The 24,056-nt window shown below is 65.3% G+C and carries 17 protein-coding genes and 1 pseudogene; 8 read left to right on the top strand and 10 right to left on the bottom strand.

Annotated features, from left to right (window positions below):
• Positions 1-12 precede the first annotated feature (12 nt).
• The 8 genes from BKE09_RS11100 to dnaA all read right to left on the bottom strand — a co-directional run bounded on the left by BKE09_RS11100 (position 13) and on the right by dnaA (position 11,309).
• Positions 13-570 carry an energy transducer TonB gene (locus tag BKE09_RS11100; protein WP_170871767.1) on the bottom strand — a complete coding sequence of 186 codons (558 nt, stop codon included), beginning with the start codon at positions 568-570 and terminating at the stop codon, positions 13-15.
• 254 nt (positions 571-824) lie between these two features.
• Positions 825-2,018: a tetratricopeptide repeat protein gene (locus BKE09_RS11105; protein WP_014035419.1), complete on the bottom strand. Its 1,194-nt coding sequence runs from the start codon at positions 2,016-2,018 to the stop codon at positions 825-827.
• Positions 2,019-2,150: 132 nt separating this feature from the next.
• Positions 2,151-2,957, bottom strand: a complete 807-nt coding sequence (locus BKE09_RS11110) for a M48 family metallopeptidase (RefSeq protein ID WP_075675778.1) — start codon at positions 2,955-2,957, stop codon at positions 2,151-2,153.
• Positions 2,958-3,028: 71 nt separating this feature from the next.
• Entirely contained in the window at positions 3,029-3,877 is an 849-nt protein-coding gene (locus BKE09_RS11115; RefSeq protein WP_075675779.1) for a type II CAAX endopeptidase family protein, read from the bottom strand.
• Positions 3,878-3,944: 67 nt separating this feature from the next.
• Positions 3,945-6,404 carry a DNA topoisomerase (ATP-hydrolyzing) subunit B gene (gene gyrB, locus BKE09_RS11120; protein WP_014035416.1) on the bottom strand — a complete coding sequence of 820 codons (2,460 nt, stop codon included), beginning with the start codon at positions 6,402-6,404 and terminating at the stop codon, positions 3,945-3,947.
• A gap of 112 nt (positions 6,405-6,516) precedes the next feature.
• Entirely contained in the window at positions 6,517-7,611 is a 1,095-nt protein-coding gene (recF, locus tag BKE09_RS11125; protein ID WP_075675780.1) for a DNA replication/repair protein RecF, read from the bottom strand.
• A gap of 990 nt (positions 7,612-8,601) precedes the next feature.
• The gene (gene dnaN, locus BKE09_RS11130) at positions 8,602-9,702 is read right to left on the bottom strand and encodes a DNA polymerase III subunit beta (RefSeq protein ID WP_005411731.1); all 1,101 of its coding nucleotides are present in this window, start codon (positions 9,700-9,702) and stop codon (positions 8,602-8,604) included.
• A gap of 275 nt (positions 9,703-9,977) precedes the next feature.
• Positions 9,978-11,309 (bottom strand): chromosomal replication initiator protein DnaA, encoded by a 1,332-nt coding sequence (dnaA, locus tag BKE09_RS11135; protein ID WP_005411730.1) that lies wholly within the window; start codon positions 11,307-11,309, stop codon positions 9,978-9,980.
• Between the two features lie 255 nt (positions 11,310-11,564).
• Between dnaA and rpmH the strand changes: the two genes are divergently transcribed.
• The 6 genes and pseudogenes from rpmH to BKE09_RS11165 all read left to right on the top strand — a co-directional run.
• Complete coding sequence (gene rpmH / locus BKE09_RS11140) at positions 11,565-11,705, top strand: 50S ribosomal protein L34 (protein ID WP_005411729.1); 141 nt, start codon at positions 11,565-11,567, stop codon at positions 11,703-11,705.
• A gap of 5 nt (positions 11,706-11,710) precedes the next feature.
• Complete coding sequence (gene rnpA / locus BKE09_RS11145) at positions 11,711-12,205, top strand: ribonuclease P protein component (RefSeq protein ID WP_014039039.1); 495 nt, start codon at positions 11,711-11,713, stop codon at positions 12,203-12,205.
• Positions 12,205-13,920 carry a membrane protein insertase YidC gene (gene yidC, locus BKE09_RS11150; RefSeq protein WP_014039038.1) on the top strand — a complete coding sequence of 572 codons (1,716 nt, stop codon included), beginning with the start codon at positions 12,205-12,207 and terminating at the stop codon, positions 13,918-13,920. Before rnpA ends, yidC begins: the two co-directional genes overlap by 1 nt.
• A gap of 115 nt (positions 13,921-14,035) precedes the next feature.
• On the top strand, positions 14,036-16,708 hold the full coding sequence (locus BKE09_RS11155) for a polysaccharide deacetylase family protein (protein ID WP_075675781.1): 2,673 nt from the start codon (positions 14,036-14,038) through the stop codon (positions 16,706-16,708).
• Between the two features lie 3 nt (positions 16,709-16,711).
• Entirely contained in the window at positions 16,712-18,061 is a 1,350-nt protein-coding gene (mnmE, locus tag BKE09_RS11160; protein WP_075675782.1) for a tRNA uridine-5-carboxymethylaminomethyl(34) synthesis GTPase MnmE, read from the top strand.
• A gap of 101 nt (positions 18,062-18,162) precedes the next feature.
• Positions 18,163-19,254: pseudogene (locus BKE09_RS11165) on the top strand (glycerophosphodiester phosphodiesterase); the annotation flags it as partial.
• 13 nt (positions 19,255-19,267) lie between these two features.
• On the opposite strand, the gene BKE09_RS11170 reads toward BKE09_RS11165, so the two are convergent.
• Both BKE09_RS11170 and BKE09_RS11175 read right to left on the bottom strand, forming a co-directional pair.
• Positions 19,268-20,038, bottom strand: a complete 771-nt coding sequence (locus tag BKE09_RS11170; RefSeq protein WP_075675783.1) for a rhomboid family intramembrane serine protease — start codon at positions 20,036-20,038, stop codon at positions 19,268-19,270.
• A gap of 106 nt (positions 20,039-20,144) precedes the next feature.
• Positions 20,145-21,107: a TerC family protein gene (locus BKE09_RS11175; RefSeq protein ID WP_010487446.1), complete on the bottom strand. Its 963-nt coding sequence runs from the start codon at positions 21,105-21,107 to the stop codon at positions 20,145-20,147.
• A 348-nt stretch (positions 21,108-21,455) separates the two neighbouring features.
• Here BKE09_RS11175 and BKE09_RS11180 point away from each other — a divergent pair, with 348 nt between their 5' ends.
• Positions 21,456-22,625 carry a class I SAM-dependent rRNA methyltransferase gene (locus BKE09_RS11180; protein WP_049436108.1) on the top strand — a complete coding sequence of 390 codons (1,170 nt, stop codon included), beginning with the start codon at positions 21,456-21,458 and terminating at the stop codon, positions 22,623-22,625.
• A 178-nt stretch (positions 22,626-22,803) separates the two neighbouring features.
• The gene (locus BKE09_RS11185) at positions 22,804-24,045 is read left to right on the top strand and encodes a dipeptidase (protein ID WP_075675784.1); all 1,242 of its coding nucleotides are present in this window, start codon (positions 22,804-22,806) and stop codon (positions 24,043-24,045) included.
• Positions 24,046-24,056: the final 11 nt, after the last annotated feature.

Consider the following 24,056-nt stretch of genomic DNA (forward strand, 5'->3'; position numbering starts at 1 on the left):
CACCCGGGCGCATCAGTTCAGCGCAAAGTTGACCGGGACGCGAACGCGACCTGCCGCCTTCTTACCGCCAGATTCAGCGGCGTTGAAGCGCCACTTGCGAGCCGCTTCCATCGCAGCACGGTCCAGGTCGCGGTTACGGCTGGACTTTTCCACCGTGACATTGGTGACGTTGCCGCTGGCATCGACATCAATGATCAGGATCACTTCGCCCTGGATACCAGCGCGGAAGGCTGCCGGCGGGTAGCGCGGCGGATTCATGGCCTTCGACGAGATGTCCACGCTGGCCTCGATCGAGGTCGGCGGAGCCGGCGGCGACGGCGGCGACGGCGGGGTGACGATGTCGTTCGGACGCGGTTCCGGCACGTCCACGACCGGCGCCTGCGGCGGCGGCGGGACCGGCGACGGCTTCGGCGGCGACAGATTCTTCACCGGCGGCGGCGGAGTATCGGTCGGCGGCGGCGGCGGCGGCGGCGGGGGCGGCGGCGGCGGTGCGTCGACGATGGTCACCATGACGTTACGCTCCTTCTCAGCCACGGCCTTGGGGGCCACAGCGGGGATCAGGAGCATCATGAAGGCGGCCAGATGCAGGGCGATTACAAACGCGATGCCGACGATGCGAGGCCAGCTCAGCCCCTTGTCATCGGGTTGTTCGTACCGGTGAACGACTAGTTGTTCCGTCATGCGCCAAGAGCTCAATAGTGGGGCCGGAATCCCGGGGGCGGGATCCCTGATCAGCGGTGCATGACACCGCAGGAACCTCCAAGCTTATACCAATCCTGAGCGCCTGCGCATCAACTGAGCAGGCATTCAGGCGTTATTCCTACTTACTTCAGGTTGATGATTTTTTTGGCATCAGCCTGGTTCTTCACGCCCTTCGCCAGCGCCTGCTGGGCGGCCTGCTTGGCCTCGGGGACGCGACCTTCGGCATGCAGGACGCGTGCCAGGTTCAGGTAGGTCTCACCGTCCTTGGAGAGCGGGGCGGCCTTCTGCCACGCATCGATCGCCTGCGGCACCTGGTCGGAGTAGTAGTAGGACTGGGCCAGCGCCAGGTAGACCTGGTAATCCGGCTTCAGGATGCCCTTCTGCAACCCTTCGTTGATGACCGCGATGACGTCCTTTTCCTTGTTCTCGGTGTTGGCATAGATCGAGTACAGCTGCTTGTACTCGCGCTCTTCGGTGAGCTGGCCGCTGCTGCGCAGCTTGTCCATCACCGCGGCGGCCTTCGGCATCTGGTCAGCCTGCATGTACATGTTGGCCAGATTCAGCTGGGCCTTCTTGTCCGTCGGGTTCTTGGCCGCCAGCGCTTCCGCGGCCTGCACGGCCTCACCGGTCTGGCCGGCTTCGGACAGGGCCGCCATCAGCAGCTGGTTCCAGTTGTCCTTCGGCTCGGCGGCGCCGGCGATGGCCTGCTTCAGCACCGGGATCGCTTCCTGGTAGCGCTCCAGCTGGTACAGCGCCTGGCCCTTGGCGATCAGCTCTTCCGGCTTGGTCGACTTGCTCTCGGCGAAGTACTTGTCCAGGGTGGCCAGGCCTTCGGCGGTCTTGTCTTCCTGCAGCTGCAGCTGGCCCAGCATCAGCATCGACTGGAAGTGGCCGTTGTTGTCCAGGCCGTTGAACTGGATCACCTGCTTCAGATACGCGATGGCGCCCGGCACGTCGTCGGTCTGGTACGCGGCCTGCGAGGCCAGCTGCGCGGCCAGCGACTTGTCGTACTCGTTGGAAGCGCTGTCGGCCAGGATCGCGTCAGCCTGTTCGCGCGTCTCCGGGAACTTTTCCTTGTTGTAGCTGTCGATCATTTTCTGCAGCTTGCTGCCCATCTTGGCCGAGGCCTTGGCGGTCGGCTCCTGGCGGGTCGCATTCGGGTACAGCGGTTCGGCCTTGGCCTGCTTGCTGCTGCCGCCGCGGCTGCCACGGTCGGAGGAACGCGAGGACTGCGCAAAGGCATCGGTGACCACGGCGCCGGTCAGGGCGGTCGCGACGAGGACGGAAAGCACAGCTTTGTGGTTACGGAAAATCATCGTTCACCTCGATCGAACCGCCGGATAGCGGCAAAGTCGGACTGTCAGAAAAATCTGAGCCGCCAAACGTATCAGAAACAGATGGCGTGAGAAATCGTTTTATGTGCTGCAATACGGCATAGAACTGCGCACTCATCCGCACTTTGGCCGCAGCCCGGCCGCCTGCGCCTGCTGATAGACCGGCGTCAGGCCCGGTGCATCACGTCGCAGCTCCTGGATCCGGTTGGCCGGATCGGGGTGGGTGGACAGCCATTGCGGGCTGCGACCGCCGCTGGCGGCCATCATGTTCTGCCACAGGTCCACGGCCTGGGCCGGGTTGAATCCGGCCTGCGCCATCAGCCGCTGGCCAATCACGTCTGCCTCGCTTTCCTGGGTGCGCGAGCCCGGCAGCAGGAAGGCCGTCTGCGCGCCCATCCCGCCCAGCTGGTTGACCGTACTGGCAGCGCCATCGCCATAGGCGGCACCAGCCAGCGCGCCCAGCACTGCCAGGCCGGTCTGCGCGCCCATCTGGCGGGTGATGCGTTCTTCGTGGTGACGCGCGATGACATGGCCGATCTCATGGCCGATCACGGCAGCCAGCTGGTCCTGGTTCTTGGCGACGGTGAAGATGCCGGTGTTCACGCCCACTTTGCCGCCAGGCAGGGCAAAGGCATTCGGTTCCTTGTCGACGAACACGGCCGTCTCCCACCGTACGCCACGGTACTGAGGCGGCAACTGCGCGACCAGGGCATTGACCACGCACTGCACGTAGCCGTTCTGGCGGCCATCGGTGCTGATCTTCTCTTTCTGCTTGGTCTCGGCGAACGCCTGCGCACCCAGCTGGTCCAGCTGTGCCTGCGACACGCCGCCGACCATCTGCCGACGCCCGGTCGGCGACGTGGTGGTCGCGCAGGCGCTGACCAGGGTGGTGATGACAAGGGCCAGCAGCAGTTGTTTCATGGGTCCACCCCCGTGTTCATATGTGCAGTGTGTAACGTACCTGCTTAATCTTTCGTCAAGCGGACACGGCGTTACGTTGCGCCAAGAAACACCATGGCGGCGAGGGCGACAGCGTTGTTCAGGGCATGGGCGGTGATGGCGGCCCACAGCGTGCCGGTACGGCGGTACAACCAGCAGAAGGCAGCGCCCATGCCGCCGTAGACCAGCCACAGCTGTGCCATGCCCAGCAGCGAATTCTTGCTGATACCGGGCACTTCATGGACCAGGGCGAACGCCAGGCTGCTGAGGATGAGGCCCAGCCAGGGGCGACCGGCCTGCCACAGGCGCCCGAACAGGACGCGGCGGAACAGCAGCTCTTCGTAGGCGGGGGCGAGGACGACCGCAAACAGCACCAGGAACAACGGGAAGCGCGCGATCGCGCTCTGCATCAGTTCCACGTTGGTCGGCACCGGCTCGATGCCGAACTGCTTGGAAAGGAAGGCGATGCCGTTGCTGCCAAGCACGATCAGCGTGGCCACCAGCAGGGTCCAGCCCCAGGTGGAAGGCCGCTGCAGCGCCTGTCGCGAGGCCAGGCGTTCGCCGGCGTTCGCCGGGCGGCGCCAGAAGTACAGCAGCAGCGCGGCGCCACCGGTGGCGATCAGGGCCATCAGGATCTGCGCCAGGGCACCGGGTTGGCCCACTGCCGCGCCGGCGGCATCGGGTGTCAGTGCGCCGCCATTGGCCGCGGCGTTGGCGCGGCTGACCACGATCGCACGGTAGAAGCCCCAGAACAGGCCGGTGACCATGCTCAGGCCGACCAGGGTGACGGCGGCGATGCCCAGGTCGATGAAGAAACCTGCCAACGGTGCCACGGCGCGCGGCGGGGTAGACGCCGGCGGAACCGGAGGCGGGGCGGCGGAGACCGGGGCGGATGCGGACATCAGGTACCTGCGTTCAAGGGACGAAGGCCGGTGCAGCTCCCCGCGCACCGGCCAGGTCCCGATTGTGTCAGATATCCAGGTTGGCGACCTTCAGCGCATTGTCTTCGATGAAGTCGCGACGCGGTTCGACCACATCGCCCATCAGGGTGCTGAAAATCTGGTCGGCGGCGACCGCGTCTTCGATACGCACCTGCAGCAGGCGACGGGTTTCCGGGTTCACTGTGGTATCCCACAACTGCTCCGGATTCATTTCACCCAGACCCTTGAATCGCTGGATCTGACGGCCGCGCTTGGCCTCCTCGAGCAGCCAGTTCTGCGCCTTGGCGAAGCTGTCGACTTCGATCGACTTGGCGCCGCGGGAAATCGTCGCGCCTTCGCGCACCAGGCCGTGCAGCAGCTTGGAGGCCTGATGGATCGCGCGCAGCTCGCCGCTTTCGAACGCCGACATCGGCAACACCTGGATGTGTTGCTCGCCCATGTGGCGACGGGTCACCAGCACGGCGGCAGGGCGCTCCTCGTTGGCGTCCTGCAGTTCCAGGCTGAAACGCGGGCTGCCCAGGCTGCCCTGGTTGAGGCGCTTGGCCAGCGCATCCAGGCCCTCGCCTTCGCCCGCATTGCGCAGGCTGTCCATGTCCATCGGCACGAAATCGACCAGCGCTTCGAGCAGGTTGCGGTCATAGCGGTGGGCGTTGCGTTCGATGGAATCGAGCGCGGCGGCATAGGCCAGCAGCAGCTTTTCCAGCGCCAGGCCTTCGATGCCCGGTTCGCCGGTAGCCGGCACCAGCGCGGCGTTTTCCACCGCACTGCTGGCCAGGTAGCTGTCCAGCGCCGGATCATCCTTCAGGTACAGCTCCTGCTTGCCCTGCTTGATCTTGTACAGCGGCGGCAGGCCGATGTAGACGTAACCGCGCTCGATCAGCTCCGGCATCTGACGGTAGAAGAACGTCAGCAGCAGGGTGCGGATGTGGGCGCCGTCGACGTCGGCGTCGGTCATGATGATGATCTTGTGGTAACGCAGCTTGTCCGGGTTGTACTCGTCACGGCCGATGCCGGTGCCCAGGGCGGTGATCAGCGTACCGACCTGGTCGGAGGACAGCATGCGGTCGAAGCGTGCGCGTTCCACGTTGAGGATCTTGCCGCGCAGCGGCAGCACCGCCTGGTTCTTGCGGTTGCGGCCCTGCTTGGCCGAACCACCTGCCGAGTCACCCTCGACGATGAACAGTTCGGACAGCGCCGGATCCTTTTCCTGGCAGTCGGCCAGCTTGCCCGGCAGGCCGGCGATATCCAGCGCGCCCTTGCGGCGGGTCAGGTCGCGGGCCTTGCGGGCGGCTTCACGTGCACGCGCGGCGTCGACGATCTTGCCGGCGATCGCCTTGGCTTCGTTCGGGTTTTCCTGCAGGAACTCTTCCAGACGCGCGCCGAAGGCGTTTTCCACCGCCGGGCGCACGTCGGAGCTGACCAGCTTTTCCTTGGTCTGGCTGGAGAAGCTCGGGTCCGGCACCTTCACCGACAGCACCGCGATCATGCCTTCGCGCATGTCATCGCCGGTCAGGTTGATCTTGGCCTGCTTGGCGATGCCGTTCTGCTCGATGTAGTTGTTGAGCACACGGGTCAGCGCACCGCGGAAGCCGGCAAGGTGGGTACCGCCGTCCTTCTGCGGAATGTTGTTGGTGAAGCAGTACATCGTCTCCTGGTAGGAGTCGGTCCACTGCAGCGCCACATCCACGACGATGCCGTTGTGCTCGCCGGTGACCGAGATGACGTTCGGGTGCAGCGGGGTCTTCAGCTGGGCCAGATGCTCCACGAAGCTGCGGATGCCGCCTTCGTAGTGGAAGTCATCGCGACGGCCATCGCCGCGCTCGTCAGCCAGAACGATCTTGACGCCGGAGTTCAGGAACGACAGTTCGCGCAGGCGGCGGGCCAGGATGTCGTAGTGGAATTCCACGTTGTCGTGGAAGGCGACGGTCGACGGCCAGAAGCGCACGGTGGTGCCACGCTTGGTGGTGGCTTCCAGCTTGGCCAGTGCGGTCACGGCTGCGCCGTTGCTGAATTCCTGCTGGTAGTGGGAGCCGTTCTGGAACACGTCCACCAGCAGCTTCTGCGACAGCGCGTTGACCACGCTGACGCCGACGCCGTGCAGGCCACCGGAAACCTTGTAGCTGTTGTCGTCGAACTTGCCGCCTGCGTGCAGGACGGTCATCACCACTTCCGCGGCGGACACTTCGCGACCGAGCTTGGCGCTCATCTGCTCATGCTTGCCGGTCGGGATACCGCGGCCGTTGTCGGATACCGAGACCGAGCCGTCGGCGTGGATCGTCACTGCAACGTGGTCGGCGTGGCCGGCCAGCGCTTCGTCGATCGAGTTGTCGACGACCTCGAACACCATGTGGTGCAGACCGGTGCCGTCATGCACGTCGCCGATGTACATGCCGGGACGCTTGCGGACAGCCTCCAGGCCTTCCAGGGCGGTAATGCTGTTGGCGTCGTAATTGCCGTTGTTTGCCGGGGTGTTCTGTTCGTCGCTCATTGCGCTTGCCGTAGGCTCCGCAGGTCGGCCACCGCTTGGAGCGATGCGCCGAGAATGAAAGGATTCCAACCCGAATTATACCAGCCGGGGTCGAGCGGCCCTGGTGTGCCCACTATGGCACAGCCACGATCTGTGCATGTTCCACGTGGAACCGGGCGATGTGGGTCAGTTCTTCCAGCGCCGCCGGCGTTTCGGTAGCGGTGATGAAGATCTGTGCCGGTCCATTGAGCAGGCGCTCCAGAACCCGCGCCTGGTGGGTGCGATCCAGCTCCGAGGCCAGATCGTCCAAAGCGATCACCGGCCATTCGCCGCGCTGCTCGGCATAGTCCTCAGCCTGCGCCAGCAGGCAGGCCAATGCCGTCAGCTTGGCCTGGCCGCGGGACAGTGCATCGCGACCAGGAATGCTGTGGAAATCCACGCTCCAGTCTGCCCGGTGCGGGCCGACCGAGGTGTATCCGGCCTGGCGGTCACGTTCCCGGGCCAGAAGCAGGGCATCGGCCAGAGGGAGCTCGTGCCGACGCCAGCCCGGGCTGAGTTCCAGGGCCTGGATGCCGAGTTGCGGGGCCAGGCTGGAAGCCAGCGCCACGGTGCGCTGCTGCAGACGCTCCAGGTAGTGCTGGCGGCGGCTGGTCAGGGGTTCGCCGGCCTCGGCCAGTTCGTGATCCCAGGTATCCAGCATCCGCGACGGGCCACCCTGCTTGAGCAGGGCATTGCGCTGTTTCAGTGCCCGCGAGTACCGACGCCACAGGGACAGGAAATCAGGTTCCACGTGGAACAAGCCCCAATCGAGGAAGCGGCGGCGGGGTTCACCACCTCCGCTGACCAACGCATGGCTGCCTGGCTCGAACGTGACGACCGCAAGCGCTGCGCACAGATTGCCAAGCTGGGCCACGTCTTCGCCGTCCAAACGTCCCTTCCAGTCCTGTCCGCTGTGGCGCAGGCCGGCCTTTCGGCGGTGCGGCGGGTGATTGGCACGTTGTTCGTCCCATTCCACGAAGATCTCCAGCGCTTCCTGGCCCTGGCGCACCAATCCATCGCGGACACGACCTCGGAAGCTGCGCCCATAAGCCATCAGATGCAGGGCCTCGAGCACGCTGGTCTTGCCGGCACCGTTGTCGCCGGTCAGCAGGTTCAATCCTGGCTGGGGCGACAGATCCACCGCACTGAAGCGACGCAGTTGGTGCAGGGCGAGGCGGCGGATAAGCATGGGGCGCGAAGGACCATCCGCACGGGGCGGTAGAGGGACAGGGAATCCATCAGCTTACTGCATCGGTCAAGCCGACATGGCCCGAAGCGGCTGCCGAGCCGATGGGATGAACATGGCCGGATCCGGATCGCGTGTTCCACGTGGCACCGCCTCAACGCGGGCCGTTATCACAGCCCTGAACTGTCCTCGAAATCTTCAAATCTGCAGTGGGTGGCAGGGTGTAGACCCTCAGAATTCAACGATTTCACGGCTCATCGCGCCCCACGTGCACGCCACCACTTCGGCAGTCGCGCTGCATGACCCGCAGATTTCTTGAAATCTACGACGCCCTCTCCTGGACGGTTCCACAGATTTCAAGAAATTCATGCCGACCGTTTCACGCTGTCCACAGCGGCCATGTATGACTTATACACAAGGTATGGGCAATCTGTGGATAAAAAAGGCCTTTTACCTTGCCCTTAAAACTATCCACAGGTTCCCCCCCAGCCTGAGGTGCCTCTATACAGGGGGTTTCAGGTGCATAAATTTCTTTTAAATCAGTCAGATAAGGCATTTTTCCACGAGATCTGGCCCTACCATCACCACCATGCTTTAGATTTATACCCAGATTTAGAAGCTAGGCTTGCCCCGATCTGCCCCAAACCAGGGCTGTGGACAGTGGCGTTTCCAGAAGGGCTGCGAACTTTCAGAGTCGCGTTCCAATCGCTGGCTGATGGGGACGCAGGAGATGGAAGCTCGATCTGAGCATCCTGCGGCTGCAGCCGAAAGCGATTCGGAGTGATCAATGCACACATGGCCCGCTATCCAGCGTCTCCAGTGCAACCATCGCGGAAGGATCAGCGGAAGCCATCAAGCATCCACCGACGGGGAACTCTCGGCTGAACAGGATCCAGCTCAATGATTCGCCTTCAATGCTCCACGTGGAACCAAAAAAAAAACGCCCGGGAAGATCCCGGGCGTCCTTCGGTTCCACGTGGAACAACGCTGCTGTCAGAGACGCAGCGGCATCACCACATGGCGCGACTTCTCGCTGCTCGATTCACGCACCAGCGCCGAGGAGTTGGAGTCGCGCAGCTGGATGATGACTTCCTCATCGCGCAGGGCGGAGAGCGCATCCAGCAGGTAGTTCACGTTGAAGCCGATGGCCAGATCGCTGACCGTGGTGTCGGCTTCGATCTCTTCCTGGGCCTCTTCCTGCTCCGGGTTGTGCGCGCTGATCTTCAGGTTGCCCGGCGAGACTTCCACGCGGATGCCGCGGTACTTCTCGTTGGACAGGATCGCGGCACGCTGCAGCGAGGCACGCAGCGCTTCGCGATCAACCTTCACTTCGCGGTCGGCGCCGATCGGAATCACCGCTTCGTAGTCCGGGAAACGGCCGTCGATCAGCTTCGAGGTGAAGGTGACATCGTCGCGCTTGACCCGGACGTGGCTGCGGCCGACTTCCAGCTCGATCTCGCGATCGCCGCTTTCCAGCAGGCGCTGCAGTTCGGTTACGCCCTTGCGCGGCACGATGATCTGGCGCTTGGAACCGCTGGGCTTGGCCAGATCGGTTTCACACAGCGCCAGGCGGTGGCCGTCGGTGGCGACGGTACGCAGGGCATCACCGCGCAGATCGAACAGCAGGCCGTTGAGGTAGTAGCGCACGTCCTGCTGGGCCATCGCGAACGCGGTGCGTTCGATCAGTTCCTTCAGGGTCGCTTCGCCGATGGCCACGCGCTCGGTGGCTTCCACTTCGTCAACCGACGGGAAGTCGTTGGAGGGCAGGGTGGCCAGGGTGAAGCGGCTGCGGCCGGCCTGCACGGTGATCTTGTCACCGGTCTGCGAGACGGTGATCCGGCTGCCGTCGGGCAGGGCGCGGATGATCTCGAACAGCTTGCGGGCGGGGATGGTGGTTTCGCCGTCCTGGGCATCTTCAACCGCGATCCGCGACACCATCTCCACTTCCAGGTCGGTACCGGTCAGCGACAGCTGGCCGTTCTGCACCTGGACCAGGAAATTGGCCAGAACCGGAAGGGTCTGGCGGCGTTCGACCACGTTGACGACCTGTGCCAACGGCTTGAGAAAGGCTTCGCGCTGCAGTGTGAAACGCATGTGGTTCCGTGCCCCTATGCTTTAAAAAATGTGGAATAAATCAAAAGCTTGGTGGTGCTGGTAGAGACAGAATCGCTGGAAAACAACGCTAAGTCTTTGTAAATAAAAGAATTTCTAACCTCGAAACCCTCTGTATTACCGACCCCCAGGGGGTGGGGAAAGCTGTGGATAAATCCAGCGCGATTTCAAACGCCATTTTTATCCACAACGTGTCCCGCGCTTGCTACCGGATTCTGCACCGTTTTGTGCGATGACGCCTCATCGGCATCCGTGCATCATTCGCTCAGCTTCCGGATCAGCTTGTCCCAGTCCTCGCGGAGCTTGCCGTCGGTTTCCATCAGGGTCCGGATCTGGCGGCAGGCATGCAGCACCGTGGTGTGATCGCGACCGGCAAAGGCGTCGCCGATCTCGGGCAGGCTGTGCTCGGTCAGTTCCTTGGTCAGGGCCATGGCGACCTGGCGGGGGCGGGCCAGCGAGCGGGTCCGACGCTTCGACAGCAGATCCTTGATCTGCAGGCCGTAGTAGTCGGCAACGGTCTTCTGGATGTTGGGAATGCTGATCGCCTGCTGCTGGGCGCGCAGCAGGTCGCGCAGGGTTTCCTGGGCGAATTCGGTGGTGATCGCGCGGCCGGTGAAATTGGCGCGGGCGGTCAGGGTATTGAGCGCACCTTCGAGGTCGCGCACGTTGGAGCGCATCTTCTTGGCGATCAGGAACGCAACATCATCGGGAATCTCGGCACCGCGTTCGCGTGCCTTGGCCAGCACGATCGCGGCGCGGGTCTCGAAGTCCGGCGGTTCGATCGCGACCGACAGGCCCCAGGCAAGCCGCGACTTCAGGCGCGCTTCCAGGCCTTCGACTTCGCGCGGATAGCGGTCGCAGGTCAGGATGATCTGCTGCTTGCCATCGAACAGCGCGTTGAAGGTGTGGAAGAACTCTTCCTGGGTGCGGTCCTTGCCGGCGAAGAACTGGATGTCATCGATCAGCAGCGCATCCACCTGCTGGAACTGGCGCTTGAACTGATCCATGGTCTTTTCCTGCAGGGCCCGGATCATCGCGCTGAAGAACTGCTCCGAACGCAGGTACAGCACCTTCGCACCCGGGTTGGCCTGGCGCATGGCATTGCCGGCGGCGAACATCAGGTGGGTCTTGCCCAGGCCGGTGCCTCCGTACAGCAGCAGCGGGTTGTGTGCACGGTCGCCCGGCTTCTGCGCCGCCTGGAAGGCAGCGGCCAGGCCCAGCTGGTTGCTGCGGCCTTCGACGAAGTTGGCGAAGGTGTAGTGGTTGTCCAGGTTGCCGGCGAAGGGCACCTGCGGTTCGCTGGAAACATGCGCCGACGGCGTGGAAACCGGCGCGTTCTGCGCCTCCACGGGACGCGGGCGCGAGCCGATTTCAAGAAAAACGTCGCTGAAACCGGCGAAATGAGCCAGCAGTTCGCGGATCCGGGCCAGGTACAGCTCGCGGACCTGGTCGACGATGAAGGCATTCGGTGCATACAGCACCAGGCTGTCCACGCGCAGATCGGCCTGCAGCGGCTTCAACCAGGTATGAACGTCTTCCGGCGGGAACTCCGCTTCGAGGCGCTCGAGACTACGGGACCAAGCATCCATCAGCAATAATCGTCCGGTGGCCGGGGCATGGACGCGACAAGGCGCCCAAACACAGGCCGGAAAGGGGGGAAATGGATGGCTCAGACTACCACCGAGCGCCCGCCTTCGGAATGCTTGTCCCCTACTTATTCACAAAAACATCCACAGCTATTGCACAGCCCAGTGAATTCGCGTAGCTGACAGGGGTTGACTTGGGGCGGGGTACCTCTCTAGAATTTCCGGTTCTTTCCGTCCCATTCATACGAGAGGCCCCCAATGGCCACGAAGCGCACCTACCAGCCCAGCAACCTCAAGCGTAAGCGCGACCACGGCTTCCGTGCCCGTATGAAGACCGCTGACGGCCGCAAGATCCTGTCGCGTCGCCGCGCCAAGGGCCGCAAAGTCCTGAGCGCCTGATTGCCATGCCGCACCTCGCGGCAGACGCAATCCCTTCGACAGTGAATACTGCAGACCCGCGCAAGCGATTCCCTCGCTCTGCGCGGGTTCGCACGCGTGCCGAATATTCAACGGTCTTCAACGGCGCCCGCCGTGTGTCCGATCCGCTGATGACCCTGCACTGGCTGCCGGCTGACCGGCCGGCCAGGCTGGGTCTGGCGGTTTCCCGCAAGGTTGATCCGAACGCCGTTGGGCGTAACCGGATCAAGCGCGTCCTGCGCGACATCCTGCGTCAGACACGTACCGACATCCAGCCAGGCGACTTCGTCGTCGTGGCTCGTAGTGCTGCGCGTTCCGCCAGCAACGACGAGATCCGCCAGGCCTTCCTGCGCCTGCTGCGTCGCCTGCGTGCATTGCCCGCGCCGGGCGTGGACGGCACAATGCCGCCGCCTGATGGCATCGCAACTCCTTCTTTGACCGAGCCGGCATCGCGTCCCGGCCCCGCCGAGCCTGTCCGCTGATGAACCAGACCCGCGTATTCCTCATTTTTGCCTGGCTGATGGTGGCCGTGCTGCTGTGGATGGAGTGGAGCCGTGAAAAGGCTGCTCCGACCCCGGCACCGACGACCACGTCGGCCCCGGCTGCTGCACAGAGTGTTCCGGGCGCGACCCCGGGCAGCATCCCCAGCGCGCAGGTCCCGGGTGCCCCGGGCCAGGCCGCTGTGCAGGCCCAGGCCAGTGCCACCCCGGCCAGCCAGCGCGTGACCGTCACCACCGACGTGCTGCGCCTGGTACTGGACGGCGGCCGCGTGCTCGATGCCGAGCTGCTGCAGTTCCCGCAGACCAAGGACGAAGGCAGCCCGCCGGTACGCCTGCTGACCGAAGACCCCGCGCATCCGTACAGCGCGATCAGTGGCTGGGCCAGCGAAGACAAGAACACCCCGGTTCCCGGCGCTGACGGCTTCAAGCTGGTCGGTGACACCCGCGACTTCGTGCTGGCCAAGGGCCAGAACGAACTGCAGATCCCGTTCGTGTGGACCGCCGACAACGGCGTGACCATCAAGCGCACCCTGACCGTCTCGCGCAACGAGTACGCCGTGCGCTTCAAGGACGAAGTCAGCAATGCCGGTGCCGCACCGTGGAACGGCTACGTCTACCGCACCCTGGACCGCACCCCGACCATCCTGTCGCGGAGCATGACCAACCCGGATTCGTTCAGCTTCAACGGCGCCACCTGGTACGACAACGACAAGAAGTACCAGCGTCGTGCGTTCAAGGACTACCTGGACGACGGCACGCTGAACCAGAACATCACCGGCGGCTGGCTGGCGATGCTGCAGCACCACTTCTTCACCGCCTGGATCCCGCAGAAGGACCAGACCGCGCACTACGTGCTGTCGCAGGTGGCCGGTCGTGACCTGATCGAAGCGCGTGGCCCGGCCTTCACCGTGGCCCCGGGCCAGTCCACCAGCACCGAAGCCCGCCTGTGGGTCGGCCCGAAGCTGGTGAACCTGATTGCCAAGGAAGACGTGCCGGGCCTGGACCGCGTGGTCGACTACAGCCGCTTCTCGATGATGGCGGTGATCGGCCAGGGCCTGTTCTGGGTGCTGAACCAGGTGCACAAGCTGGTCGGCAACTGGGGCTGGGCGATCGTCGGCCTGGTGGTGCTGCTGAAGCTGGTGCTGTACCCGCTGTCGGCGACCCAGTACAAGAGCGGTGCCAAGATGCGTCGCTTCCAGCCGCGCATCGCGCAGCTGAAGGAGCGCTATGGCGATGACCGCCAGAAGTTCCAGACCGCGATGATGGAGCTGTACAAGAAGGAAAAGATCAATCCGATGGGCGGCTGCCTGCCGATCCTCATCCAGATGCCGATCTTCTTCGCCCTGTACTGGGTGCTGGTGGAATCGGTCGAATTGCGCCAGGCGCCCTGGTTCGGCTGGATCCAGGACCTGACCGCACGCGACCCGTACTTCATCCTGCCGGTGATCAACGTGGCGGTGATGTGGTTCACCCAGAAGCTGACCCCGGCACCGGGCATGGACCCGATGCAGCAGAAGATGATGCAGTTCATGCCGCTGGTGTTCGGCGTCATGATGGCCTTCATGCCGTCCGGCCTGGTGCTGTACTGGGTGGTCAACGGCGGCCTGGGCCTGCTGCAGCAGTGGTGGATGACCAAGCGCCATGGCGGCGATCCGGTCCCGGCCACCACCGCGCCGGCCCCGGTCAAGAAGAAGTAACGGGTGGAGCCGGCCGCTGGCCGGCTGGCCTCAGCAGAAGCCCGCCGCAAGGCGGGCTTTTCGCATCCGGCGTTAGAATCGCCGGCACACTGTTCCTGCATCCATCGAGTCCGCCATGCCGCGTGCGTCGTCGTTCCGCCTGTTCCTGCCCTCGTTGTTGTTGACCCTGGTCGTTGCCGGCTGTGGCGACAAGGACGCGAAGGCACCGGTAACCGGCGTGACCCAGCCCAGCGCGCAGGCCGCGGCGGCGGCCGATCCGGCCGCTGCACCGTTGCTGGCGGCGCTGCAGAAACAGCTCGACGGCTACCGCCGGATCATCGTGCTGCTGGCCGACGAGGAACAGCAGTCGGCCGCCGACCGCGGCACCTCCACGCGTGTGGGCCAGCAGCTGTTCCACGATGGCCTGGAACAGCGCACGGCCATCGCCGCGCAGTTCGACACCCTGCTGCGCGGTTCCAGTCCGCAGCGCTTCGCCACCCTCGGCACCGTGCTGGACTACATCGAGTCTGCGCCGGAACTGTTCGATGCCGATCGCCTGGCCTTCCGCGAAGTGCTGCGTGATCTGCATGAGCGGGTCGGCACCGATTCCTCGCTGCCGGCGGTGAAGCTGCACCAGCGCATCGGCGAGGACCTGGAGGCGCTCGACGAGATCGAGCGCAACTACAACCAGGAACTGACCCGCATCTTCAGCCGCTTCGAGCGCACCCGTGCCATCGAACTGAAGCGCGAGAAGTGGGATGACTACATCGCCCACCTGCACAAGGACTACAGCCGCGAAGCGATCCTGCGCGACTATGGCGTGATCGAGCCGTACCCGATGTCGATGAAGGACAGCGACCGCGAGATCTTCGGCCGCGACCTGCCGGCCAAGACCGTGGTGCTGACCTTCGACGATGGCCCGCACAAGGCCTATACCGATGAAGTGGTGGCCATCCTCAAGCGCTACGACGTGCCGGGCGTGTTCTTCGAGGTCGGCCGCAACCTGGGCAAGGTCGAGGCGGACGGGAAGGTCAGCCTCGGCCCGATGGCGAAGATCAGCCGCAACCTGATGGAAGAGGGCTATGCGGTCGGCAACCACAGCCTCACCCACGCCCAGCTGTCGCGCACCACCGGCGACGCGCTGCGCCAGCAGGTACTCGACACCGACACGCTGCTGAAGGATGTCGACAGCAAGCGCGCGCCGCTGTTCCGCTTCCCGTACGGCGCGCGCAATGCCGAAGGCCTGCAGCTGCTCAACGAAGCCGGGCTGAAGTCGATCATGTGGAACATCGACTCGATGGACTGGGCCGACCCGGTGCCCGAATCGATCGTGCAGCGCGTACTCGACCAGGTGAACAAGGAACAGCGCGGCATCATCCTGTTCCACGACATCCACGATCGTGCGGTGAAGGCGCTGCCGCAGATCCTCGACCGGTTGATCGCCGATGGCTATCAGTTCGCCGGCTGGAACGGCCGCGACTTCACCGTTACCCGTGCGCGCAAGGGTGATGCCGGTGCCGCCACGGTCACCACCGGCTACGAGAAGTCCTGGGCGATCGTGGTCGGCATCGACAACTATGCCAAGTGGCCGAAGCTGGAATACGCCAGCCATGACGCACAGGCGGTGGCCGATACCCTGACCGGGCAGTTCGGCTTCCCGTCCTCGCAGGTGATCGTGCTGAAGAACGAGCAGGCGACCCGCAACAACATCCTGGCCGCCTTCCACGACCGCCTGGCCGATGACCGCACCGGCAAGAACGACCGTGTGTTCGTGTTCTTCGCCGGCCATGGCGCGACCCGTCAGCTCGCCTCCGGGCGCGACCTCGGCTACATCATTCCGGTCGATTCGGACCCGAAGGAATTCGCTACCGACGCCATCGCGATGACCGACATCCAGAACATCGCCGAGAGCATGCAGGCCAAGCATGTGATGTTCGTGATGGATGCCTGCTACAGCGGCCTGGGCCTGACCCGTGGTGGCCCGTCGTCGTCGTCGTTCCTGCGCGAGAACGCCCGCCGCAGCGCGCGGCAGATGCTGACCGCCGGTGGTGCCGACCAGCAGGTGGCCGATGCCGGCCCGAACGGCCACTCGGTGTTCACCTGGGTGCTGCTGCAGGCGTTGGCCGGCAAGGGCGACCTCAACGGCGATGGCCTGATTACCGGTACCGAACTGGCCGCCTACGTGGCACCGGCAGTTTCGGCGGTCTCGCACCAGACCCCGGCCTTCGGCAGCCTGCCCGGTTCGCAGGGCGGCGAGTTCGTGTTCCAGGTGCCGGACAGCCAGGAATTCCTCAACGCCGATACGCGCCAGCTGACCGCCGATGCGATCGCGCTGAACAACAAGGTGGATGCGGCCAGCGAGGCCAAGGGCAGCCAGGCGCCGGTGACCGTGGCCGACCTGCAGGGTGGCAAGGCCAAGCTGGTGGTGCCCACCGCCGGCCCGGCATCCGACCGCCAGCGCGCGCAGCAGGCCAACGACCGCGGCCTGCAGCTGTACCGCGAGAAGCAGTACGACGAGGCGGCTGCGCAGTTCGCCGAAGCGCTGAAGCTGCGCCCTGACTTTGCCCAGGCTGCGAACAACCTCGGCTTCGTCTACTACCGCCAGCAGCGTTATGCGGAAGCCGCGCGCTGGCTGGAGAACACCTTGAAGATCGACCCGTCGCGCGCGGTGGCCCATCTGAACCTGGGCGATGCCTACTTCAACGCGGGCGACAAGGCCAAGGCCAAGCAGGCCTACACGACTTACCTGGCGCTGCAGCCGCAGGGCAGCGGCGCGGCCCAGGCGCGCGCGCAGCTGGAGAAGCTCTGAGCCATGAGCGACGCGATCCGTACCGACACCATCGTGGCCATCGCCAGTGCCCCCGGCGCCGGGGGTGTTGGTCTGCTGCGCCTGTCCGGCCCGCGTGCCGCGGCGATCGCCAACGCGCTGGGCGCGCCTGCACTGCGCCCGCGCCACGCGCACTACGCACGCCTGCGCGACGCCGATGGTGAAGTCATCGACGATGGCATCGTGCTGTGGTTCCCGGCACCGAACAGCTTCACCGGCGAAGAGGTGGTGGAACTGCAGGGCCACGGCAGCCCGGTGCTGCTGCAGCAACTGGTCGCGCGCTGCATCGCGCTCGGTGCGCGCCAGGCGCGACCGGGTGAGTTCAGCGAACGGGCGTTCCTCAACGGCAAGCTGGACCTGGCCCAGGCCGAGGCCATCGCCGACCTGATCGCCGCGGGTGACAACCGCGCCGCGCGCGCTGCACGCCGTTCGCTGGATGGCGTGTTTTCGCGCCGCATCGACGTTGTGGTCGAGCAGCTGGTACTGCTGCGCATCCACGTGGAAGCGGCCATCGACTTTGCCGACGAACCGCTGGATACCCTCGGTGGCGCGCAGGTGCGGCGTGGGCTGGAACAGGCGCGCAGCGATCTGGCCATTCTGCGCCGCGATGCCGAACGCGGCCGTCGCCTGCGCGATGGCCTGCACGCGGTGCTGATCGGTCCGCCGAATGCGGGCAAGAGTTCACTGCTCAACGCGCTGGCCGGTAGCGAACGCGCCATCGTCACCGACATCGCCGGTACCACCCGCGACACCCTGCGCGAGACCATCCGCCTGGACGGCCTGGAGCTGACCCTGGTCGACACCGCCGGCCTTCGCGACGGCGGTGACGCCATCGAACGCGAAGGCATGCGCCGCGCCCACGTGGAAATCGAACGCACCGACCTGGCGCTGATCGTGCTGGATGCGCGCGATCCGGCGGCCGGTGAAGTGGCGCTGGGCGATGCCGTGGCGGCGGTGCCGCACAAGGTCTACATCCACAACAAGTCGGACCTGCTGGATGTGCTGCCGGCGCTGGACGATCCGGACCGCGTGTTCGTCTCGGCCGCCACCGGCGCCGGGCTCGAAGATCTGCACGCGCGCCTGCGCAGCATTGCTTCAGCCGGGGCGGGGGAGCAGGTGGATGGCGAGTTCTCTGCGCGCACGCGGCATGTGGACGCAATCGAGCGGGCGCAGGAACACGCGCAACGCGCCGATGCCGAACTGGCCCACGAACACCTGGAGCTGGCCGCCGAGGAACTGCGGCTGGCCCACGATGCGCTGGGTGAGATCACCGGGCAGATGAGTGCCGATGACCTGCTGGGACGGATCTTCTCCAGCTTCTGTATCGGGAAGTAGGCCGGGGTCGGAGCCCCTGCGGGGATCCGACCCCAGGTCCCCCACCTGTCACATTGCCGCCTCATACTGACGCCCATCACATACCGCTTGGGGAAGTCGCAGTGAAGTCGTGGGGTTGTGCGTTGCTGTTGTCGCTGGCCGTGGCACCATCGGTGGCCATGAGTGCTGAATCCTCCACCCCAGCCGTGCCCAAGGTGTCGGTCTACGGCCATCGCGGGGCAAGCGCACTGCTGCCCGAGCACACCCTGGCCTCGTATGCGCAGGCCATCGCCGATGGCGCCGACTACATCGAACCGGACCTGGTCATGACCAAGGACGGGGTGATGGTGGCCCGCCACGAGAACGAGATCGGTGGCACCACCGACGTCGCCTCGCATCCGGAGTTCGCCAGCCGCCGCACCAGCAAGGTGATCGATGGGCAGAAGGTCGACGGCTGGTTCACCGAAGACTTCACCCTGGCCGAGCTGAAGACCCTGTACGCACGTGAACGCCTGCCGGAACTGCGCAGCACCGCCTACGACGGCCAGTTCCGCATCGCCAGCCTGGACGAGATCCTGGCTTTCCTGGTGCAGCAGGCCGGGCGCGCCAACCGCGGCATCGGCCTGGTGCCGGAGATCAAGCACCCGACCTACTTCCAGTCCATCGGCCTGCCGATGGAGGACAAGCTGCTGGCCGCGCTGCGTGGCAACGCGTACACCAACGTCGGCCCGGTCACCATCCAGTCGTTCGAGACCGCCAACCTGCGCTACCTGCACGGCAAGATCGGGCGGGGCAGCAACATCCGCCTGCTGCAGCTGCTGTGGAAGGGCGATACCCAGCCGGCCGACATCGCCAAGGCCGGCGGCACGCTGACCTACGCACAGATGATGACCCCGGCCGGTCTGAAGGACATCGCCGGCTACGCCGATGGCATCGGCCCCGAGCTGCGCTCGATCATTCCGCTGGATGCCAAGGGGGCGCTGGGCACGCCGACCTCGCTGGTACGTGATGCGCACGCGGCCGGCCTGATGGTGATTCCGTACACCTTCCGCCCGGAGAACCACTTCCAGCCCAGCAACCTGCGCAAGGGTGCAGACACTGCGCGCAACGCGGAAGGCTCGATCGCCGAGATGCGCGCCTACCTTGCGACCGGCATCGATGCCTTCTTCACTGATGATCCGGCACTGGGCCGGCAGGCGGTGGATGGGATGGGCACTACCGGGAGAATCAGCCGCGCGGCTCGTCCGGGCGGCGGAACGGGATCACCACGTAGTCCTGGCCCTCGCGCGGCTGCCACAGCACCGGCACGCGTTGCGGTGACGGCGGCTCCAGCTCGTCGTCGGCCAGCGGCTCGGCCTCGTCTTCTTCGTCTTCCCAGCTGTAGCGCTGGCGCGGCGGCAGCGGATCGGCATTGCGGAACAGCAGCGCAGCGATGATGCCGGCGAAGGCGCCGCCCATGTGCGACTGCCAGGACACGCCGTCGGCGTGCGGCAGGATGGTCATCAGCATGCCGCCGTAGAACAGCATGCCGATCAGGCCGGTGGCGATCGCCGCACGGTCGCGGCGCAGCAGGCCCAGGCTGGCCAGCAGGAACATCAGGCCATGGGTCACGCCACTGGCGCCCAGGTGCACGCTGCCCGGATTGCCCAGCATCCACGCGCCGAGGCCCGAACCCAGCCACAGCAGGGGCAGGGCACGCACGGTGGCTTTCGGATAGACGCTGCCGGCGAGAGTGCCAAGGATCAGGATGGCGATGCTGTTGGCGGCGATGTGCTCGACCGAGGCATGCAGCATCGGCCCGCCGATCAGGCCGATCAGGCCTTTGGCTTCCAGCGGTGCGACCGCCCACGGTCGCCAGTCGAACGTGCCCTGCAGGGCGAACACGGCCACCAGCACCAGCACGGCGGCCAGGCTGACATTGAACGCCCGCAGGATGCGCGAGCGGTCATTGCGGGGGGCCGGCACGTCGCCGGCGGGCAGGGGCGCGTTGTTGTCCATACCTCAGCAATGGCGGTGGCTGGCGCGAAACCAAGGCCACCGCGGCGGGAGAGTGGGTGCGGCCGGCGGGACAATCCCACCGGCCGCGCCGTTCAGCCGGTCAGGTTCAGGCCTGGCCTTCGCCTTCCTTCGGCGGGTACTTCAGGCTCAGCACCACGGTGGCGGCGATGATCACGGCGACCACGCCCAGCGAGACCGGGGTCGGGATCTTGAACAGGTCGATGATCATCATCTTGATGCCGATGAAGCCCAGTACCAGCGCCAGGCCGTACGGCAGCAGGTGGAAGCGGTCGGCCATGCCGGCCAGCAGGAAGAACATCGCACGCAGGCCCAGCACCGCGAACACGTTGGAGGTGAGCACGATGAACGGGTCGGTGGTGATCGCGAAGATCGCCGGGATGCTGTCCACGGCGAAGATCACGTCGGTGACCGCGATCAGGATCAGCACCGCGAACAGCGGGGTGAACCAGCGCACGCCATCGCGCTTCACGCTCAACGCGTTGCCGGCGTAGTCCGGCAGCAGGCGCAGGTGCTTGCGCATCCAGCGCAGGGCCGGGTTGGTCTCCAGGTCCGGCTCCTGGCCGGCGGCGAACCACATCTTCCAGCCGGTGAACAGCAGGAAGGCACCGAACACGTAGAGCAGCCAATGGAACTGGCTGATCAGCACGCTACCGGCGAAGATCATGATCGTACGCAGCACGATCGCGCCCAGGATGCCGATGATCAGCACCTTCTGGCGCTGCTCCTCCGGCACCGCGAAGTAGCTCATGATCATCAGGAAGACAAAGATGTTGTCGACCGCCAGCGCCTTCTCGACCAGGTAGCCGGTCAGGAACTCGAGGCCGACCTTGTTGGCCACGACCTGGCCGGCGGTCTCATTCAGGTAGTACCAGAGGCCCGCGTTGAACAGCAGGGCCAGCGCGACCCAGCCGATGGACCACCACAGGGCCTCCTTGAAGGTGACCTTGTGCGGTCCACCATGGCGCATCAACACGAGGTCGACCAGCAGGGCGATGACCACCACCGCTGCGAAGCCGCCCCACAACCACACGTTACCGATCGTCTGCATTGGGAATGTCCGTTGGAAAGATGAATGCCAGGCCGGACGGCGAGGATCTGCAACGGAGGATCGGGAGGGGATCCAGGGACAGAGCTTCGCCAGTACGGCGAAGGTCTCGCTCGCAGTTCCAGTCGGCTGGAACTGCCGTTGCACCGGAGCCTGCGGGCTCGAAATGACGGCGACAACGTCTGGGAGCTACTCCCCTTCTGGCGCCGATTCTGCGGCCTGGCCGGGCTGCCGTCAAATGCCGGGTGGCCGGGGTCCCCGCTCTGGTAGATGCCAACCTTGGTTGGCATGCCGGCCGGGACCAGAGCCCCTGCGGGGATCTGACCCCGGCGCCCGGTTTACAATAGGTGGATGAATACCCCCCTTCCGATTGTCCGCCTCAAGAACGCGTGGCGCTCCAGCCACCCGTGGATCTTCCAGAAACTGGTCGAGAAGCCGACCGTCCGGCCCAAGCCCGGTTCCATCGTCGACGTGGTCGGCATTGATGGCGAGTTCATTGGCCGTGGGTTCTACAACGGGCATTCGCGCATTGCCGTGCGCATCCTCGAGACCGACCAGAACGTGCCGGTGGATGCCGGCTGGTTCTCGCGCAAGATCGCCCAGGCGGTGTCGCTGCGCCGTGAGGTGCTCAAGCTCGATGCGGTGTCCGACGCCTGGCGCGTTGTGCACAGCGAAGGCGATGGCCTGTCCGGCCTGGTGGTCGACCGCTACGGCGACCTGGTGGTGGTCGAGTTCTTCGCCGCCGGCATGTTCCGCCACCGTGAGTGGATCTACGACGCCCTGCGCGAGCAGTTCCCGGGCTGCCGCTTCCACAGCTTCGCCGACGAGCACGTGCAGAAGCAGGAAAGCTTCGACTTCCACGGCAACACCACCACCGAAGCGTCGGTGATCACCGAGTACGGCATCAAGTTCCGCGCCGACCCGGCCGGTGCGCACAAGACCGGCTTCTTCGCCGACCAGCGCGAAAACCGCGAGTGGCTGAGCCAGCAGGTGGAAGGCAAGAGCGTGCTGGACCTGTGCTGCAACACCGGCGGTTTTGCGGTGTATGCGGCGGCGCGAGGCGCCTCGGACGTGGTCGGCATCGACATCGATGAAGACGTCATCCAGATCGCCAAGGGCAATTCGCGCCTGAACAACGTGCGCCCGAAGTTCGTCCAGTCCGACATCTTCCCGTGGCTGCGCGATGCGGCCAATCGTGGCGAGCAGTACGACGTGGTGATCCTGGACCCGGCGAAGATGACCCGTGACCGTGACCAGGTGATCACTGCGCTGAAGAAGTACCTGGACATGAACAAGCTGGCGCTGGGCGTGGTGAAGCCGGGCGGCCTGTTCGCCACGTTCTCCTGCACCGGCCTGGTGGCCGAGGACCAGTTCCTCGACATGCTGCGCCGCGCGGCCTATTTCTCCGGCCGCACGATCCAGATCCTGAAGGTGGCCGGCGCCGGTCCGGACCATCCGTTCATGGCCCACGTGCAGGAATCGCGTTACCTGAAGGCCGTGTTCTGCCGCGTGGTCGATTGACGGTCGGCTTCTGCGTTCGCCGGGCATGAATCATGTCCACTGCCCGGCGGTCAGCTTTCCGCGCATTGCGATGCGTTCGTGAAAGTGGCGCCCCATTGATGAGGGGGCGCGGCTCGACTCTACAAATCAGCGGGCCGCAGCGCTATGGTCGGGCTCTTCCCATTCGCGGTGAGAGCCCATGCCTTCCTTGCGCCACCTGTCTGTCATGCTTGCCCTGGTGCTGTGCGCGCCGCTGTCCGTCCACGCCGTTGAGTTCAGCGCGCAGGAGCTGGCCCGTGCCAAGGCGCTGCAACAGCGCCTGGTCACCCTCGACAGCCATCTGGATACGCCGGCCAACTTCGGTCGCAGCGGCTTCGACATCGAGCAGCGGCACGACCGCAACGCGCTTTCGCAGGTGGACTACCCGCGCATGGTCGAAGGTGCGCTCGATGGCGGCTTCTGGGCGATCTACACCGATCAGGGCGATCGCAGCGCAGCGGCCCACCTGGCCGAGCGTGACCATGGCCTGCAGCGACTGATGGAAATCCGCGAGATGCTGGCGGCCAATCCCGAGCGCTTCGCGCTGGCGCTGACCGCCGATGACGCGGCGCGGATCAAGGGCGCCGGCAAGCGCGTGGTCTACATCAGCATGGAAAACGCCAGCCCACTGGTGGAAGCCCCGAGCCTGCTTTCGTTCTACCACCGTGCCGGCCTGCGCCTGCTCAGCACCGTGCACTTCGCCAACAACGAGTTCGCCGATTCGGCTACCGATCCGAAGGGCGCCGAGTGGAAGGGGCTGAGCCCGGCCGGCAAGGACCTGGTGCGGGAAGCAGTGAAGCTGGGCATCGTGATCGACCAGTCACATGCCTCGGACGCGGTGTTCGACGACCTGCTGGCGATGATGCCGGTGCCGTTCGTGCTGTCGCACAGCTCGGCCAAGGCCGTGTACGACCACCCGCGCAATCTGGATGACGCGCGCCTGCGCAAGCTGGCCAGGGCCGGTGGCGTGATCCAGGTGAACGCGTATGGCGGCTACCTGATCGACACCGCGAAGACGCCCGAGCGCAAGCAGGCCGAAGAAGCACTGAGCAAGCAGCTGGGTGGCTGGGAAGGGATGGGCATCGAGCAGGGCGTGGCCCTGCTGAAAGCCGAACAGGCACTGGACCATGAGCACCCGGTGCGCCATGCCAGCCTGGACGACTTCTTCGCCCACTTCGAGCACATCCTCAAGGTGGTCGGCCCCGAGCACGTGGGGATCGGCCTGGACTGGGATGGTGGCGGCGGCCTGAGTGACCTGCCCGATGTCAGCCAGCTGCCGAAGATCACCGCCTGGCTGCTGCGCAAGGGCTATACCGAGAAGCAGATTGCCGGCATCTGGGGCGGCAACCTGCTGCGGGTGATGCGCCAGGCGCAGGATTACGCGGCAAAACAGGGCGGTTGACCGCCCTGCGG

The organism is Stenotrophomonas sp. TD3 (genome assembly GCF_001939825.1).
Taxonomy (GTDB): Bacteria; Pseudomonadota; Gammaproteobacteria; order Xanthomonadales; family Xanthomonadaceae; genus Stenotrophomonas.